The organism is Cognatundibacterium jejuense (assembly GCF_014284255.1).
Taxonomy (GTDB): Bacteria; Pseudomonadota; Gammaproteobacteria; order Burkholderiales; family Burkholderiaceae_D; genus Undibacterium; species Undibacterium jejuense.
On sequence record NZ_JACOFV010000011.1, the window covers coordinates 47,031 to 61,015 of the forward strand.

12 protein-coding genes are annotated in these 13,985 nt (G+C 46.7%); 3 read left to right on the forward strand and 9 right to left on the reverse strand.

The features are described from left to right. Positions 1 to 1,203: a hypothetical protein gene (locus H8K32_RS12490; RefSeq protein ID WP_246447331.1), complete on the reverse strand. Its 1,203-nt coding sequence runs from the start codon at positions 1,201 to 1,203 to the stop codon at positions 1 to 3. 143 nt (positions 1,204 to 1,346) lie between these two features. Here H8K32_RS12490 and H8K32_RS12495 point away from each other — a divergent pair, with 143 nt between their 5' ends. After that, positions 1,347 to 2,021, forward strand: a complete 675-nt coding sequence (locus tag H8K32_RS12495; protein WP_186912872.1) for a tRNA-uridine aminocarboxypropyltransferase — start codon at positions 1,347 to 1,349, stop codon at positions 2,019 to 2,021. 43 nt (positions 2,022 to 2,064) lie between these two features. Here H8K32_RS12495 and H8K32_RS12500 read toward each other — a convergent pair whose 3' ends face one another. From H8K32_RS12500 to groES, 3 genes are all read right to left on the reverse strand, one after another. Beyond that, positions 2,065 to 4,047: an OPT family oligopeptide transporter gene (locus tag H8K32_RS12500; RefSeq protein ID WP_186912873.1), complete on the reverse strand. Its 1,983-nt coding sequence runs from the start codon at positions 4,045 to 4,047 to the stop codon at positions 2,065 to 2,067. Between the two features lie 408 nt (positions 4,048 to 4,455). Next, positions 4,456 to 6,105 carry a chaperonin GroEL gene (gene groL / locus H8K32_RS12505; protein WP_186912874.1) on the reverse strand — a complete coding sequence of 550 codons (1,650 nt, stop codon included), beginning with the start codon at positions 6,103 to 6,105 and terminating at the stop codon, positions 4,456 to 4,458. A 51-nt stretch (positions 6,106 to 6,156) separates the two neighbouring features. After that, complete coding sequence (gene groES / locus H8K32_RS12510; RefSeq protein ID WP_186912875.1) at positions 6,157 to 6,447, reverse strand: co-chaperone GroES; 291 nt, start codon at positions 6,445 to 6,447, stop codon at positions 6,157 to 6,159. A 960-nt stretch (positions 6,448 to 7,407) separates the two neighbouring features. Here groES and H8K32_RS12515 point away from each other — a divergent pair. Together H8K32_RS12515 and H8K32_RS12520 are read left to right on the forward strand one after the other, a co-directional pair. After that, positions 7,408 to 8,823, forward strand: a complete 1,416-nt coding sequence (locus tag H8K32_RS12515; RefSeq protein WP_186912876.1) for a TolC family protein — start codon at positions 7,408 to 7,410, stop codon at positions 8,821 to 8,823. A 66-nt stretch (positions 8,824 to 8,889) separates the two neighbouring features. Next, positions 8,890 to 10,293 carry a multicopper oxidase family protein gene (locus tag H8K32_RS12520; RefSeq protein WP_186912877.1) on the forward strand — a complete coding sequence of 468 codons (1,404 nt, stop codon included), beginning with the start codon at positions 8,890 to 8,892 and terminating at the stop codon, positions 10,291 to 10,293. An 89-nt stretch (positions 10,294 to 10,382) separates the two neighbouring features. Here the strand turns inward: H8K32_RS12520 and H8K32_RS12525 are convergent, their stop codons facing one another. The 5 genes from H8K32_RS12525 to H8K32_RS12545 all read right to left on the reverse strand — a co-directional run bounded on the left by H8K32_RS12525 (position 10,383) and on the right by H8K32_RS12545 (position 13,941). Next, on the reverse strand, positions 10,383 to 10,763 hold the full coding sequence (locus tag H8K32_RS12525; RefSeq protein ID WP_246447332.1) for a hypothetical protein: 381 nt from the start codon (positions 10,761 to 10,763) through the stop codon (positions 10,383 to 10,385). Between the two features lie 281 nt (positions 10,764 to 11,044). Next, complete coding sequence (locus H8K32_RS12530; RefSeq protein ID WP_186912878.1) at positions 11,045 to 11,848, reverse strand: DUF2145 domain-containing protein; 804 nt, start codon at positions 11,846 to 11,848, stop codon at positions 11,045 to 11,047. Further along, the gene (locus H8K32_RS12535) at positions 11,848 to 12,294 is read right to left on the reverse strand and encodes a hypothetical protein (RefSeq protein WP_186912879.1); all 447 of its coding nucleotides are present in this window, start codon (positions 12,292 to 12,294) and stop codon (positions 11,848 to 11,850) included. The genes H8K32_RS12530 and H8K32_RS12535 overlap by 1 nt, the downstream gene beginning before the upstream one ends. Positions 12,295 to 12,508: 214 nt before the next feature. Next, positions 12,509 to 13,396 (reverse strand): sulfurtransferase, encoded by an 888-nt coding sequence (locus tag H8K32_RS12540; RefSeq protein WP_186912880.1) that lies wholly within the window; start codon positions 13,394 to 13,396, stop codon positions 12,509 to 12,511. Between the two features lie 71 nt (positions 13,397 to 13,467). Beyond that, positions 13,468 to 13,941 carry a GNAT family N-acetyltransferase gene (locus H8K32_RS12545; protein WP_222613098.1) on the reverse strand — a complete coding sequence of 158 codons (474 nt, stop codon included), beginning with the start codon at positions 13,939 to 13,941 and terminating at the stop codon, positions 13,468 to 13,470. Positions 13,942 to 13,985 lie beyond the last annotated feature (44 nt).

Below are 13,985 nucleotides of genomic sequence, written 5' to 3' on the forward strand. Positions count from 1 at the left end.
TCAGGGCAGAGCCGCTGGCGATGTGTAATAGATGCCCGACAGTTTTTTGAATTGTCCGCCATCGGTATTAATGGTCGTCTGATGCACCTCTCCTGCACTGAATACCACGCCGATTGCACCGGCTGCTACCAGGTCTGCCGCGTGATTTAAAAAATAGTGAACCCGGTTATCCCGCCATTGTCCTGACGAGCCGCCAGGCGTAGTCGAGGGCGCGCCCAAAGGCGTTTGCCACCAGAGCAGTGGTAACTGCAGGCTGGTATTGAAATTGCTGCCTTGTGCGATGTTTTGTGCGAAATTAGGTGTGTTGGTATTGGTTTCATCCCAATACCAGGCAGTTCCGGGACGTGAGCAATACGAAGGTTGAGGTATGGCCTCAAAACAACCTGCATCCCTATCCAGAGTTTGCATGACGACAAAGTCGGCCTTTGCTGTGCCAAGCTTTTGCATGAAACCTACGGAGGCAGGATACAAATCACTTGCCAAAGACGGTGGAAATCCAACGTAAGCATTCGGCGCGTAAGTGCGTGCCGTCAATAGCAGGCATTGGGCTACCCCAGCCACGTTGTTGGGTAAATTAGCGCAATCAGTGTTGCTGTTGACGAGCGCGGTAACCGAGGTAGGGTCTGCGTTAGTGCTTGCTCTTTGCGCGTACTCCCAAAAATCAGGTTCGAAATTAACCAACACTGGTTTTCCGAAAATTTTGATTTGTTGAAATAATAGCCTGACATTGCTCCAGTAAGCGCTCATAAACGTGGGATTGGTTAAGCCGCTCAGATTGCCATCGCCATTCGCCGCCATTTGATATAGCGTAAACATAGGAACTGCACCAAGACTAGTAGCATTTTTTGCAACCACCTGCACATAGGCACCAGAAGGGTTATTCCAGGTTGGCCACGCCCCGTTGCCGACACCAGTCAGGTATTGGTCGTAGATATCGACATGAATATTTTGCGTCTGAATATCGGACACATTGGTTGTGCCTAAACCTAGCAGTAAGCGCTTCGATAAACCGAGATTGGTCGCCAGCACCCCAGGTTTTTGTTGCAAGGTTGGCGGTGTCGTTGGAGGCGGCGTTGGTGGCGTGGAGGGTGGCGTCGGAATCGTCGTTGACGTTGTTGTGTCACTGACTGGTGTCGTTGTTCCACCGCCGCAAGCGGAGATCAGCACGGAAATGCCAAAAATAAGTAAGCGTGATAGTTTCATGTAAGCAAAAAAACGAATGACTGATCTAGGTATGATAGTCTAAGCTGCAGACTGGCGTTGTGAAACCGTGTAAAAGTGTGTTTCATATTCGTTAAGCAAAATACAATTCCAGTTTTTTTGAAAGCGATACTTTTGATTTTCGTATGAGTACAGGCAATGCCAAATTTATCTTTCATGCCAGTCTTTCTCGCCAGGCTTGTGCACAATGTCAGCGTCCACTTACTAACTGTATCTGCCGTTGGATAAAACCGATCGCGAATCTGGTCGAAGTGTTGATTTTGCAACATCCAATGGAAGTAAATAATGCGAAAGGAAGTGCTCGCTTACTTGATCTTTGTTTGCAAGCATCGCAAATTATCATCGGTGAAAATTTTGCGGCTGATGAGCTTTTAAGTGTATTACATGCACCATCTTGTCAGAACCCTGGTTCGTATGCGTTACAACCTGTGCTTCTGTATCCGGATACCGGTGAAAATCAAGCTATTGACCTGGTTACGTCAACTGAGACTCGATTTCAGGAAAACCAAGACCCTCGCGGACTTCGTTTAGTGATTCTGGACGCCACCTGGCGCAAAAGTCGCAAGATGCTGTATCTCAATCCGGTATTGCAAACTTTGCCAAGGCTCAGTCTGACAGCGATGCCCGCATCCCATTACCGCATACGTAAAGCCCATAAGCCTGATCAACTTTCCAGTCTGGAAGCGAGTACTTACGCGCTAATGCGGCTTGAAAACGATGAAGAAAAATATTTGCCATTGCTCGAAGCCTTTGATGGTTTTGTCGAACAGCAAATGCAGTTTATGCCACCACGCAAGTAAAAAAGCCCCGCACAATGGCGGGGCTTTTCATTGGTGCGCTGACTCAGATCAGCACATTGATAATTGCATTACCGATACCGACCAATGCTGCGCCAGAAACCAAGCCAGCACAGATAGGTTCACAACCATCGACCCAGAAGTCATAGCCCTTGGTGCCAGGTGTCGCATTGCGGCGACCCATGTACCAGAACACCATCGCACCTATCCACATCGCCAGGCATGATTCTGGTGGCAACACAACACCAAGACCTATCGATACGGCGGATAACGGGAAGCGTCCCTTAGTGACAATCCGCGCGCCCTCAATGACTACCGCACTCACCGCAGCCACAACCATAGAGATCACCGCAGAGGTGTGCAGACTGTGGACACCTTTGGCAATCAGGTCTGCGACGCCTTTCCATTGAACCGCTGATGGAAATGCAAACTGTTCAGTCAAAATAGTGGCTGTACTACGAACACCATTTGCGTCGGCGGGCAGGAACAACAAGTAGTAAAGCGGGACGCAAGCCAAGGCGCCGGAGAAAATACCGATCACGTGACCAATCGCTTGTTGACGTGGTTTTGCACCCAGCATATAGCCAGGTTTAATATCAGACAGCAAATTCGACGCATTCATGGCTACTTCGGCCGTCATACCAGCGGGCAGAATATTATTGGCTGGGTTCACATGATCAATCGCACCAATTGAGAATTGCGTGATTTTTGCCAGTGCACCACTCGGCACCCATGATGTCAGCGCCATCGAGTTAATACCGATAATGGTCAACACAAATATCAATGGCAATGAGATGAAGGACAGTAACCAGGAAACACCAAAAAATTCGTGCGTTACGGCGGCGCCGATGACGCTGAAAATAGGTACGCCAACGTACGATACCCATAAAGGCAGTTCAATCTCCTTTAGGACGTCGTTACTCGGTTCGGGCGCCGCTTTTTTCTTCAGACTCTTAAAAGCGTTAGTAAAAATTTCAGGTTTAGCCAACAAGCCTACCAATGAGCCAACCACCATCATCGAGACACCCCACCAGAGCGACCATTGGTTCACAATTTCAGCGCGTGTGAGTGCAACGATATGTCCATCGATACCAATGCGTGGTGCAATTTCACCTTGGTTAATCATGATGGGAGCCAGGATCACAAAATTGATGAAAGCACCCAATAAGACGCTGCTGGCGACGCGGATACCCATCAAGCCACCAACGCCGAACATCGCCGCATCTACCGTAAAACGCAGGCCTAGCGTGCGAAAATCAACGCCAGCAATTTTTGGTGACCACAGATCGTATTTGACCATCGCAGCGTAATAGTAATCATCAAAACGCTCGTGTAAATTCCATGGCTCTTTCATGCCGGCCCATTGGTCCATACGTAGAATTTTGAACTGTATCAATTTCATCCAGCCATCGCTGACGATCATCTGATACAGTCCTGTAAATACTGCTGTCATGGCTAACAAGCGCGCTTTATACATTCCTACATCGGCATTGCCAGTGTACAAAGAGTCTAAAACGACACCGCAGGCGCGCCCTTCAGGGAAGGGTAACTGGTCTTCATTGATGAAACGGCGTTTCATCGGAAATGCAATCAAGACGCCCAAAATAGCCACAACAACCATCCAGACCATCATTTGCCACCATGGGATGATTTTTCCGCTGACCAGCATGAAGGCAGTCAGGCTAGCCATTAATGGTGACACCATATACCCTGCAGCCGTAGCAATCGACTGAGTACAGTTATTTTCAAGCACCGTGAAATCACTCGCCAAACCTGCTTGTGCCAGCAACTTAAACATGGCAAAAGCCAGAATTACGGATGTCAGCCCAACCCCAATACCGACACCCGTTTTAGCGCCAATATATAAAGCGGTCGCGGCTAAGATGCCACCTAGTATGAAACCAGTCAGCGCGGAACGCAGTGTCAATTGCGCCATGTCACCACGGTAAATATTGGTGAACCACCATTCGTCCTTTTGGGATCGGGTCCAGGTTTTTATCTGTTCATCGGATAGATGTTGCAGCGCCATTATGTCTCCAGCGTCGTGTTTAGGGTAATAAGCGAGGGTAAAGCATCTGTTTGATAAAACCATCAAAAAGACGACTTTAATCGAGTAAAAATGAAAGTTTTCTTTCAGGTGCCGCAGTATCTAAGTCTGTCATCAGACTGTCAAGCATCATCAGGAGAAAACCACAATTTGCTTGTGATGCAGTGCGATATAAGAAGTTCGATAAATTTATTAAATGGTTATCGTTGTGAGGCAAGTGCAGCCCTTCAAACCTCTTTTCCCGCAAGGAGAAGGACGTGGTAATGGTGGGGCAGCGATGGTGTAGAGTGCATTGTTTTAAGTTACATTTACCCACAAGAAGCAAAAAGCCCCACAACTTGCGCTGCGGGGCTTTGATGAATGCGACTCTGTAGCGAGTAGCAAGCGATATTACATCATACCGCCCATGCCACCCATGCCGCCCATACCACCCATGTCACCCATGCCGCCTGCTGGTTTGTCTTCAGACAATTCAGCAACCAGAGCATCAGTCGTCAGGATCAGACCAGCAACAGACGCTGCATTTTGCAATGCAGAGCGAGTTACTTTAGCTGGGTCCAGAATACCCATTTCGATCATGTCACCGTAGGTGTCGTTTGCAGCATTGAAACCGAAGTTGCCAGAGCCGTTCAAAATCGCGTTAACAACAACGCTTGGTTCGCCACCAGCGTTGGCAACGATTTCGCGCAATGGAGCTTCGATTGCTTTGAGAACCAGTTTGATACCGGCTTCTTGATCAGCATTGTCGCCTTTGATCACGCCAGCAGCTGCACGTGCACGCAACAGAGCAACACCACCGCCAGGAACAACGCCTTCTTCAACCGCTGCACGAGTAGCATGCAACGCATCTTCAACGCGTGCTTTTTTCTCTTTCATTTCAACTTCAGTTGCAGCACCAACTTTGATCACTGCAACGCCGCCTGCCAATTTGGCAACGCGTTCTTGCAGTTTTTCACGGTCGTAGTCAGAGCTTGCTTCTTCGATCTGAGCGCGGATTTGTTTAACACGTGCTTCGATACCGATTGCTTGGCCTGCGCCGTCGATCACTGTGGTGTTTTCTTTGCCGATTTCGATACGTTTAGCTTGACCCAGATCAGCCAGAGTTGCTTTTTCCAGTGTCAGACCAACTTCTTCAGCGATTACTTGGCCGCCAGTCAGGATAGCGATGTCTTCCAACATTGCTTTACGACGGTCACCAAAGCCAGGTGCTTTAACAGCAGCTGTTTTCAGGATGCCACGGATGTTGTTCACAACCAGAGTTGCCAGCGCTTCGCCGTCAACATCTTCAGCAATGATCAACAGTGGGCGGCCAGATTTTGCCACTTGTTCCAGAACTGGGAGCAGATCACGGATGTTCGAGATTTTTTTGTCGAACAACAGAACGTATGGGTTTTCCAGGATAACGGATTGTTTTTCTGGGTTATTGATGAAGTATGGTGACAAGTAGCCACGGTCAAACTGCATACCTTCAACGATGTCGAGTTCGTTGTCGAGAGATTTACCATCTTCAACTGTGATCACGCCTTCTTTACCTACTTTGTCCATGGCACGAGCGATGATATCGCCGATGTTTTGGTCAGAGTTAGCAGAGATAGAACCAACTTGAGCGATCTCTTTGTTCGTTGTTGTTGGCTTGGACAGAGTTTTGATCTCTGCAACAATAGCTACAACTGCTTTGTCGATACCACGTTTCAAGTCTGTTGGATTGAAACCAGCTGCAACGTATTTGAAGCCTTCGCGAACGATAGCTTGTGCCAATACTGTTGCTGTTGTTGTACCGTCACCAGCGTTGTCAGAAGTGCGGGAAGCAACTTCTTTCACGAGCTGCGCGCCCATGTTTTCCAGCTTGTCTTTGAGTTCGATTTCTTTAGCAACGGAAACACCGTCTTTAGTCACTGTTGGTGCGCCGAAAGAGCGTTCCAAAACGACGTTACGGCCTTTAGGGCCCAGTGTTACTTTAACCGCGTTAGCCAGAATATTTACGCCATTAACGATTTTCGCACGTGCGTCATCGCCAAAAATTACTTGTTTAGCTGCCATGTTATTTTCTCCGGAATCTTGAGGATTTCTAACTACTTAGGAATACAGGAATTATTTCTGTACGATCGCGAAGATGTCTTCTTCACGCATAACTAACACTTCATTGCCGTCAACTTTGACAGATTGGCCAGAGTATTTGCCGAACAATACGCGATCGCCAACTTTGACTTCGAGTGCGCGCACAGTGCCGTTATCCAATTGTTTACCTGAGCCAACGGCTAATACTTCACCTTGATCTGGTTTTTCTGCTGCCGCGTCAGGCAGAACGATACCGGATGCAGTTTTTGTTTCTTGATCCAGACGTTTAACGATCAGACGATCGTGCAGGGGACGAAGGTTCATACAAGCTCCTTTAAATTTGCGAGTAATTACGAGGGAATACTATTGAATTCAATTTAAGCTGGGGAAAGACTTTGTTAGCACTCTCTCCCAACGAGTGCTAATTATATGGGCGAGGTGCTGGTATTTCAAGGACAAAAACGATAAGATTTTTTTTAATCCTTATAAAACAGTTACTTAGATGATTTTGATCGGGACGTGATTTCGGTTCAGAATTGGTATTATTTAAAAAGCTTCACTTTTCTACAATCAACAAATAAGGAGCTTGACTCAGCACTTACGAAAAATACTCGTGCAAATATTGCCCAAAAGACATAGAAAGTGTGTTGCATTTTGAAAAACTACTGGCAGTGGTGAGTATTTTGAGTATTTAGCTCAAATGTGATAAGTTCCGCCTATGAAACGATTTTCATTGCGCTCATTGACGATATATTTGTTGCTGATAATGCTACCTTTGCAAGGGTTTGCAGTCAGTAGCATGTCGTTATGTGGACAGGTTTGGTTTCCGTCAGTATCCGTAGCATCGATGTCACCGTGCAAACAGCACCGGCAGATCTCGCTTAGCTCGCAAGGTGTTGAAAACGACGTTAAAAAAATTTCTTCAAATCAACTTGATTTACATGGCCATTGCAAAGCGAATGCAGCTTGTTGCAGTGGGCTTGCTTTGCTCACTTCAGTTGGCCTGACGATACCGTCAGATTTTTCTCCTGTTGCATATAATAGTTATCCCTCATCATTTTCTTCTTTGGTGTCTGGCACACCGGAACGTCCCCCCAAATCTTTGCTTTCCTGATGACGCGATCCCGCTTTTTAGCGGATTCTTTTTTGAGTTTATGATTTAATGCTTTTTGCTGTAAGGATGGGTAACAGATCCTTCTTTGCTCTTGCATAGGCATTTAATTTGCCCAGAATATTGACGGGAATGATATGCCGCCATTTTTTTCACTTAGTACGCGTTCATTGATGAGCGCCTCAGTTATAGTTTTCACCTTATCAGCTTGCGGCAGCTTTGATGCGCAGAATGCAATCTTGAAGGTGAATGAGACGATTCCGGCTTTCACTGGAGGTCGCCTTGAAATGGTTGGAGGGAGCCAGCAATTTCGTATCCAAGAAGCCAAAACAAAAGATTTATTGACGCAAAGTCGTGAGCAAGGTTTGTCGCAAAATGATGCGGTTCACATCGCACTGGTCAATAATCCGGCTTTACAGGGATTGCTGGCACGACATGCTGCAAACGGCGCTATTGCTGCGCAGAGCGGGCAGATTGCCAATCCTTTATTGACACTGGAAAGTATTCGTCGCGGCGATGCTTCAGATCTTTCGCGTATGATTAGTTTTAGCTTAGTTGATTTGTTGAGCTTATCGCAAAGACAGAATCTGGCGCAGAGTAAGATCAGTGAAGGGCAATTGCAAATGAGTATCGAGGTGGTAAATCGTATTACTCAAGTACGTAAGGCATGGGTTGATGCGGTCGCTGCGAAACAAAGTTTTATTTATGCAAATCAAGTCAACGATGTGGCGCAATCGAGCGCGACGTTAGCGAAACAGATGCGTGATGCCGGAAATTTCAGTAAGTTGCAAGCTGCAAGGCAGCAGGCATTTTATGCAGATGCCTTTATGCAATTTAAAGCGGCACAACAGCGTGAGGTCAGTAGTCGCGAGAATTTAATCCGCCTACTTGGTTTGACAGATGAGCAAAAGCAAATGCTCCATTTGCCAGAGCGTTTGCCAAACTTACCTACAGTGCCTATCGATGCAGAAAAAATCAAAGACGCTGCAAATGCAGAGCGATTGGACATACGACTCGCAAAAAATCATTTGGAGTATGCGGCCAAGCGGCAAGGTTTAACCTCCTTGACTAGTTGGACTGATGTGCAGCTAAGTGTGGCGCGTGAAACTGGTTCGGACAGCTCAGGCACACGCGTTGACGTTAATAGTCTCAGCGATGCGGGCACAAAACGCACTACACAGATTAGCTTTAGCTTGCCATTATTTGATCAAGGACAGTTGCAACGCGATTCGATGAACGCCAATACACGCGCCGCCAGTTTTGAATTAGAAAATGTGATGCGCAATGCGGCCTCAACATTGAGGGAATCGTATTCTGCTTATCTGACTAGCTATGACATTGCTCAGCATTACCACACTGATGTTTTGGTTTTGCATGAACAAATTTTGCGTGAAAACCAATTGCGCTACAACGGTATGTTGGTCAGTGTTTTTGAGTTGCTGGATGACGCGCGTACGCAAGTCCATGGCGTGATCGCTGCTATTCAGGCAGAACAAGATTTTTGGTTGGCGGACGCAGCTTTGCAAGCGGAAATTATTGGTGCGCCACATATTACGAGCGGCCAGGATTCAAGGAATATAAATGAGTGAGTCCCACATCTTATTTCAACACATCTGTGCAATGTGCTGCTCCAACTTTTCCCAAGAGTAAAAGCTATGAATTCAAGAAGACATTTTTTAAAGGCAGCTGGTCTGAGTAGTATTGCAGGTGGCGCGATGGCAGCAGCCAGCGTCAACAAAGTTGCACTCGCCGCATTACCAGAAGTAGTGAGCCAGGTGAGCCCAAACACCATGCCACCGTTGACACCCACAAATGGTCGTCCGTATCGTCCGGTAGTGACCTTAAACGGTTGGACTTTGCCATGGCGCATGAACAATGGTGTCAAGGAATTTCACTTGATTGCCGAGCCAGTGGTGAGAGAGATGGCACCTGGCATGAAAGCCCAACTGTGGGGCTACAACGGGCAAAGCCCGGGGCCAACAATTGAGGTGGTGGAGGGGGATCGTGTACGTATCTTTGTCACGAATCGCTTGCCCGAGGCTACCAGTATGCATTGGCACGGACAGCGTTTGCCCAATGGCATGGATGGCGTTTCTGGTTTAACGCAAGCGGCAATACAGCCAGGAAAAACGTATGTCTATGAATTTGTTGCGAGGCGACCGGGCACTTTTATGTATCACCCCCACGCCGACGAAATGACACAAATGGCAATGGGTATGATGGGGTCATGGATAACCCATCCACGCCATGCGCATCCTTTGATAGATGAAGTAGATCGTGATTTTGTTTTTCTGATCAACGCTTATAACATTGAACCTGGCGCTACCAGACCGAATATCATGACGATGACTGATTTTAATTTGTGGTCGTGGAACAGTAGGGTGTTTCCGGGCATTGATAGCCTGAACGTACGTAAGAATGACAGGGTCAGAATTCGTGTCGGTAATTTAAGCATGACCAATCATCCCATCCATATTCACGGTCACGAATTTTATGTCACCGGAACAGATGGTGGGGCGATTCCAAAAACGGCGCGTTGGCCAGAAGTGACGACTGATATTGCGGTCGGACAAATGCGCCAGATAGAATTCATCGCCGACGAAGAAGGTGACTGGGCTTTTCATTGTCACAAGAGTCATCACACCATGAACGCGATGGGTCATAGCGTGCCAACCATGATAGGCGTGGATCAGACTGCTGTGATGGAAAAGCTCAGTCAGCTCATGCCATCGTATATGGCAATGGGTGAAAACGGCATGGGTGACATGAGCAAGATGCAGATGCCATTACCAGAAAATACTTTGCCAATGATGTCCGGCGATGGTCCTTATGGCAGTCTTGAAATGGGCGGCATGTTTAGCGTTTTAAAAGTGCGTAACAATCAGGCTCATGGCGATTATAAAGATCCCGGTTGGTACCAACATCCAAAGGGAACAAGCGCGTATGAATATCAAGGTGCAATTGATACACCCTTACGCCAACATGCGGAGATGAAAACAGTTGAGCAGAACCAAATTGAGTTGAAGGTGATTAAACCTCATATTCATCAAGAGCACTGAGCAAGATCACTGAGCATGAGCATGTGCTTGTAAAAAATGATGGGCGGCCTATTCTGGCCGCCCATCAAATGCTGAACCGTTAGTTGGAATTACTTGCCGGTTGAAACACCAGCCTGATTAGATTGAATGTCTGCTTTACGTTGTGCGTTGACAGCGTTCTCCTGACGATTCAACTGACGTTGTTCACCCTTAGTGATATGACCGCCATCAGCCGCTGCATCGGCACGCTCTTCACGACGGATTGAATTGTCTTCTTTGTTCAACTGTTTGCCCTGAGCCTGAGTCAGACTACCATTTTTTACTTCTTTTGCTGTCGTCGCTTTTTCATGTTTTTCGCGCTTAATCACTTCAGCGCGACGTGGATGTTCTTTTGCAAAATTGTTGTCTTGCGCAAATGCGGATTGGATCGACAGTGCTGCAAAGCCAGCGAGGATTGCAACGGAAGCGAATTGACGTGTGCTCTTGATCATGATGTTCTCCAATAAAGTAAGTGTGTCTACCGGTTTTTAATTAGCCACCAAACTGTTGTGGCCTGTTAGCAAAAAACGCACTGAATGCAAAAATGGATTACACGCCATGTGTAACGCTTTGTCACTTATTTTTTAATGCAATGTATCAAGAGGTATTTCAATGTTCATTGAGTAGCTACTCTTTTTTGGGAATAAATATTACTTCCTATGTATCACTTCCTATGTATCACTTCCTATGTATGGTCGTCTGGGAATTCGTGTATCAATGTGGCCTATGTAAGTCACAGACCAAGCACAATTTTCTGTGCACCGTTATCTCGCATTAGTATAAAACGTACGATGGATTCGACGGTGACGGTATCAATTGATCCCGACATGCGACGGTCAAATGGATGGTCGTCGAAGCTGACGTTGGCGCGAAACATACGTGCACCTAAACGGGTCACCGCATCAATATGTAAAACGTCCGCCTGATAGTCAGCGGATTTTAACCAGGCTTGCGCTTGCTCGCGCGTGTTGATGTTGATGCCTTGTGCCTGCGCAGCGGCCAGGACTTCGAGTGCCCATTGGTTTGAATTTTGATATTTCGTCGAAAATGGGTAGGACAGCATATTGTAGTGCGGATCATGCAGTGCTTTGGCTTTACCATTTTCTAGCAGGTTTCTGATTTTCGTTTGCAATTCAGGGTTAGGGATCAGTATTAAGGTCTCAAACGCAAACAAATCGTCGAGAAAGAAGTTACCCAATCCTTCATCAAATAAGCCAGAATTTGCGGTACCGCAATCATTGAGTTCATGGATCACTGACCAACGCCCATCCGCATCGTGTTTAACGATGCCAAGGTGGGAGTAGCGTAAATGGTATTTGGACAGGTCTTGTCCAACGCGCGCAATGATGGCGATATCAGCATGGCTATCTGCGAGTCTCATATGCGTTTTTTGAGCCAGTTCCAATGCTTGCATGACTTTATATGCATCGTAGGCCGGTGCATCACAAGACCGACCTGCAAAACTTAATGGTGCATAAACTAAGCTTAGTGCGACCAATGCGCAGTTGAAAATCAATGAGACGGTCTTAGTATGCATCATTGCACCTTGTTATGATGTAAAAGTGCATTTCCGACTTCATTTGGAATAAAAGCGATCGCTTTGCCTGATGCAATCAACAAATAACCCGTTGAAGTCGCGCTGACTTCGACCACAGCACCGCTGACAAGTGCGGCTTTTTCTACTACTTTTCCTGACAGCTTAACGGTAGTGCTAGCGGCTTGACCTGAGGCTTTAAGAACCACGGTAATGCCATCTGCAGCTTTTTCTACGCTAGTGACAATGACTGCTCCTGTTCCCACTAAGACTGACATGGTGCCCAAAACAACAAAACCCGCACCAAGTGATAAGGTTTCGGATGCATTTGACGGGGTGCAAGAGACACAATCGGCAGCATATGTTGTGGGAGCTAAGTACATCATGCCGAGTAATAAGAAAGCGTTGATTTGTTTGTTCAATTTTCTGTTTTTAATTTGCATAGTCATGGTGTCTCCTGGGTAATTTAAGTAAGAAGTGCTTATCATCAACGCAAAATTAGTTCTTAACAACGAGTGTAGCTCAAGTAGAATTATCTGAACAAAAAAGTAGCGAGATATGATCGCTAACGCCACTGACTAAATTAATTAAGTCGATAAAAAAGCGCCTTGGATCAATATTGATGCAAGGCGCTTTTTAACACTGCAAATCAGCAATAACTATTTATACAGCACTGCTGGTGTTGGCTTCGCTGGATTCTTTTTTGCAATGCGGGCAGGATTTTCCCGGTACATACCAAGGTGATAATTGCTCGCGAGGCGTGACTACGGCGCGGCAGGCAAAGCATTGCTTGGTATCGGTAGCTTCTAATTGTGGATTCAATGCAGTCCGGTAATCAAAGACAAAACAATCGCCATGGTAGTGGTCGCCGCCGACTTCTTCGAAATACTTAAGAATGCCGCCCTCGAGTTGGTAGACACTGTTGTAGCCGATGTTTTGCATGTGGATCGCCGCTTTTTCGCAGCGAATACCGCCGGTACAGAAGGTGACCACGGTTTTGTCATTCAGCGCGTCACGATTCGCTTCAATGACCGCTGGAAATTCAGTGAATTTGGTGATGCGATAATCGATCGTGTTGTCAAAGCTGCCCACGTCGACTTCAAAATCATTGCGGGTATCAACCATGACCACTGGTTTGCCATTGTCATCATGACCTTGATCGAGCCAACGTTTTAAGGTTTTGGCTTCGACAAATGGCGCGCGGCCTTCTTCTGGCTTGATCAGCGGCATACGCATGGTGATGATTTCTGCTTTCAGCTTCACCAGCAATTTGGTGAACGGCTGATGATCAGAAAAACTTTCTTTCGCGACCACATCAGCAAAACGCGGGTCAGCGTGCAGCCAATCCATATACGCGTCGATTTCATGGCGCAAACCAGCAAGGAACATATTGATGCCTTCAGGCGTCAATAAAACCGTGCCTTTCAGATTGAGTTCCGTGCATTTGTCGATAAACGCCTGACGCTTTTCAGCGGTGTCGTTAAACGTGATAAATTTATAAGCAGAGATATTGACGTAGGGCGTTTCTGGGGAAAGTGTTGCTACCGGCATAATAATTAATTCAGTAAGTCATTGATTTGTCAGCATTATAGTTGAAAACGTCGTTGATTTGCTCAAAGCTTTTATTTGATTTCTGCCGCGAGCAGCATGTCAACGTGCGGAATATCGTCTTCCAGATACATTTCGCTGACCGTGACAAAGCCAAAGCTGGCGTAGAATTTTTCCAGATATGCTTGTGCACCGATGCGTATCGGTGCGTTTGGATACAACTCGCGCAGAGCCGCAATGCTATTAGTGATGAGCATTTTTCCTATACCGGTACCACGCCATTTTTTGCTGCTCAGGACCCGGCCTATGGATGGTTCTGCAAAACTAAGTCCTGCTGGCACGATACGCGTATAGGCGGCGACTTCTCCATCCGGATCCCAGGCGATCAAATGATGGCATTGAGGGTCTTTGCCATCAATATCCAGATACGGACAGTTTTGTTCAAGGATAAATACAGCGCAACGCGCTGCATAGATTTGATGCAATTGCAGATTACTCAGATCGTTAAAGCTCACGCATTGCCATTGCAATTGGGAAGTCGAGGTCATAGTAAAAATATTTGAAGTGAATGTCTGACGAGAATACTTGGTCA

Bases quoted from the DNA above. Each gene is read 5' to 3' on its own strand.
- H8K32_RS12490 (WP_246447331.1), bottom strand. From the start codon at position 1,203: ATGAAACTATCACGCTTACTTATTTTTGGCATTTCCGTGCTGATCTCC.
- H8K32_RS12495 (WP_186912872.1), top strand. From the start codon at position 1,347: ATGAGTACAGGCAATGCCAAATTTATCTTTCATGCCAGTCTTTCTCGC.
- H8K32_RS12500 (WP_186912873.1), bottom strand. From the start codon at position 4,047: ATGGCGCTGCAACATCTATCCGATGAACAGATAAAAACCTGGACCCGA.
- groL (WP_186912874.1), bottom strand. From the start codon at position 6,105: ATGGCAGCTAAACAAGTAATTTTTGGCGATGACGCACGTGCGAAAATC.
- groES (WP_186912875.1), bottom strand. From the start codon at position 6,447: ATGAACCTTCGTCCCCTGCACGATCGTCTGATCGTTAAACGTCTGGAT.
- H8K32_RS12515 (WP_186912876.1), top strand. From the start codon at position 7,408: ATGAGCGCCTCAGTTATAGTTTTCACCTTATCAGCTTGCGGCAGCTTT.
- H8K32_RS12520 (WP_186912877.1), top strand. From the start codon at position 8,890: ATGAATTCAAGAAGACATTTTTTAAAGGCAGCTGGTCTGAGTAGTATT.
- H8K32_RS12525 (WP_246447332.1), bottom strand. From the start codon at position 10,763: ATGATCAAGAGCACACGTCAATTCGCTTCCGTTGCAATCCTCGCTGGC.
- H8K32_RS12530 (WP_186912878.1), bottom strand. From the start codon at position 11,848: ATGCATACTAAGACCGTCTCATTGATTTTCAACTGCGCATTGGTCGCA.
- H8K32_RS12535 (WP_186912879.1), bottom strand. From the start codon at position 12,294: ATGACTATGCAAATTAAAAACAGAAAATTGAACAAACAAATCAACGCT.
- H8K32_RS12540 (WP_186912880.1), bottom strand. From the start codon at position 13,396: ATGCCGGTAGCAACACTTTCCCCAGAAACGCCCTACGTCAATATCTCT.
- H8K32_RS12545 (WP_222613098.1), bottom strand. From the start codon at position 13,941: ATGACCTCGACTTCCCAATTGCAATGGCAATGCGTGAGCTTTAACGAT.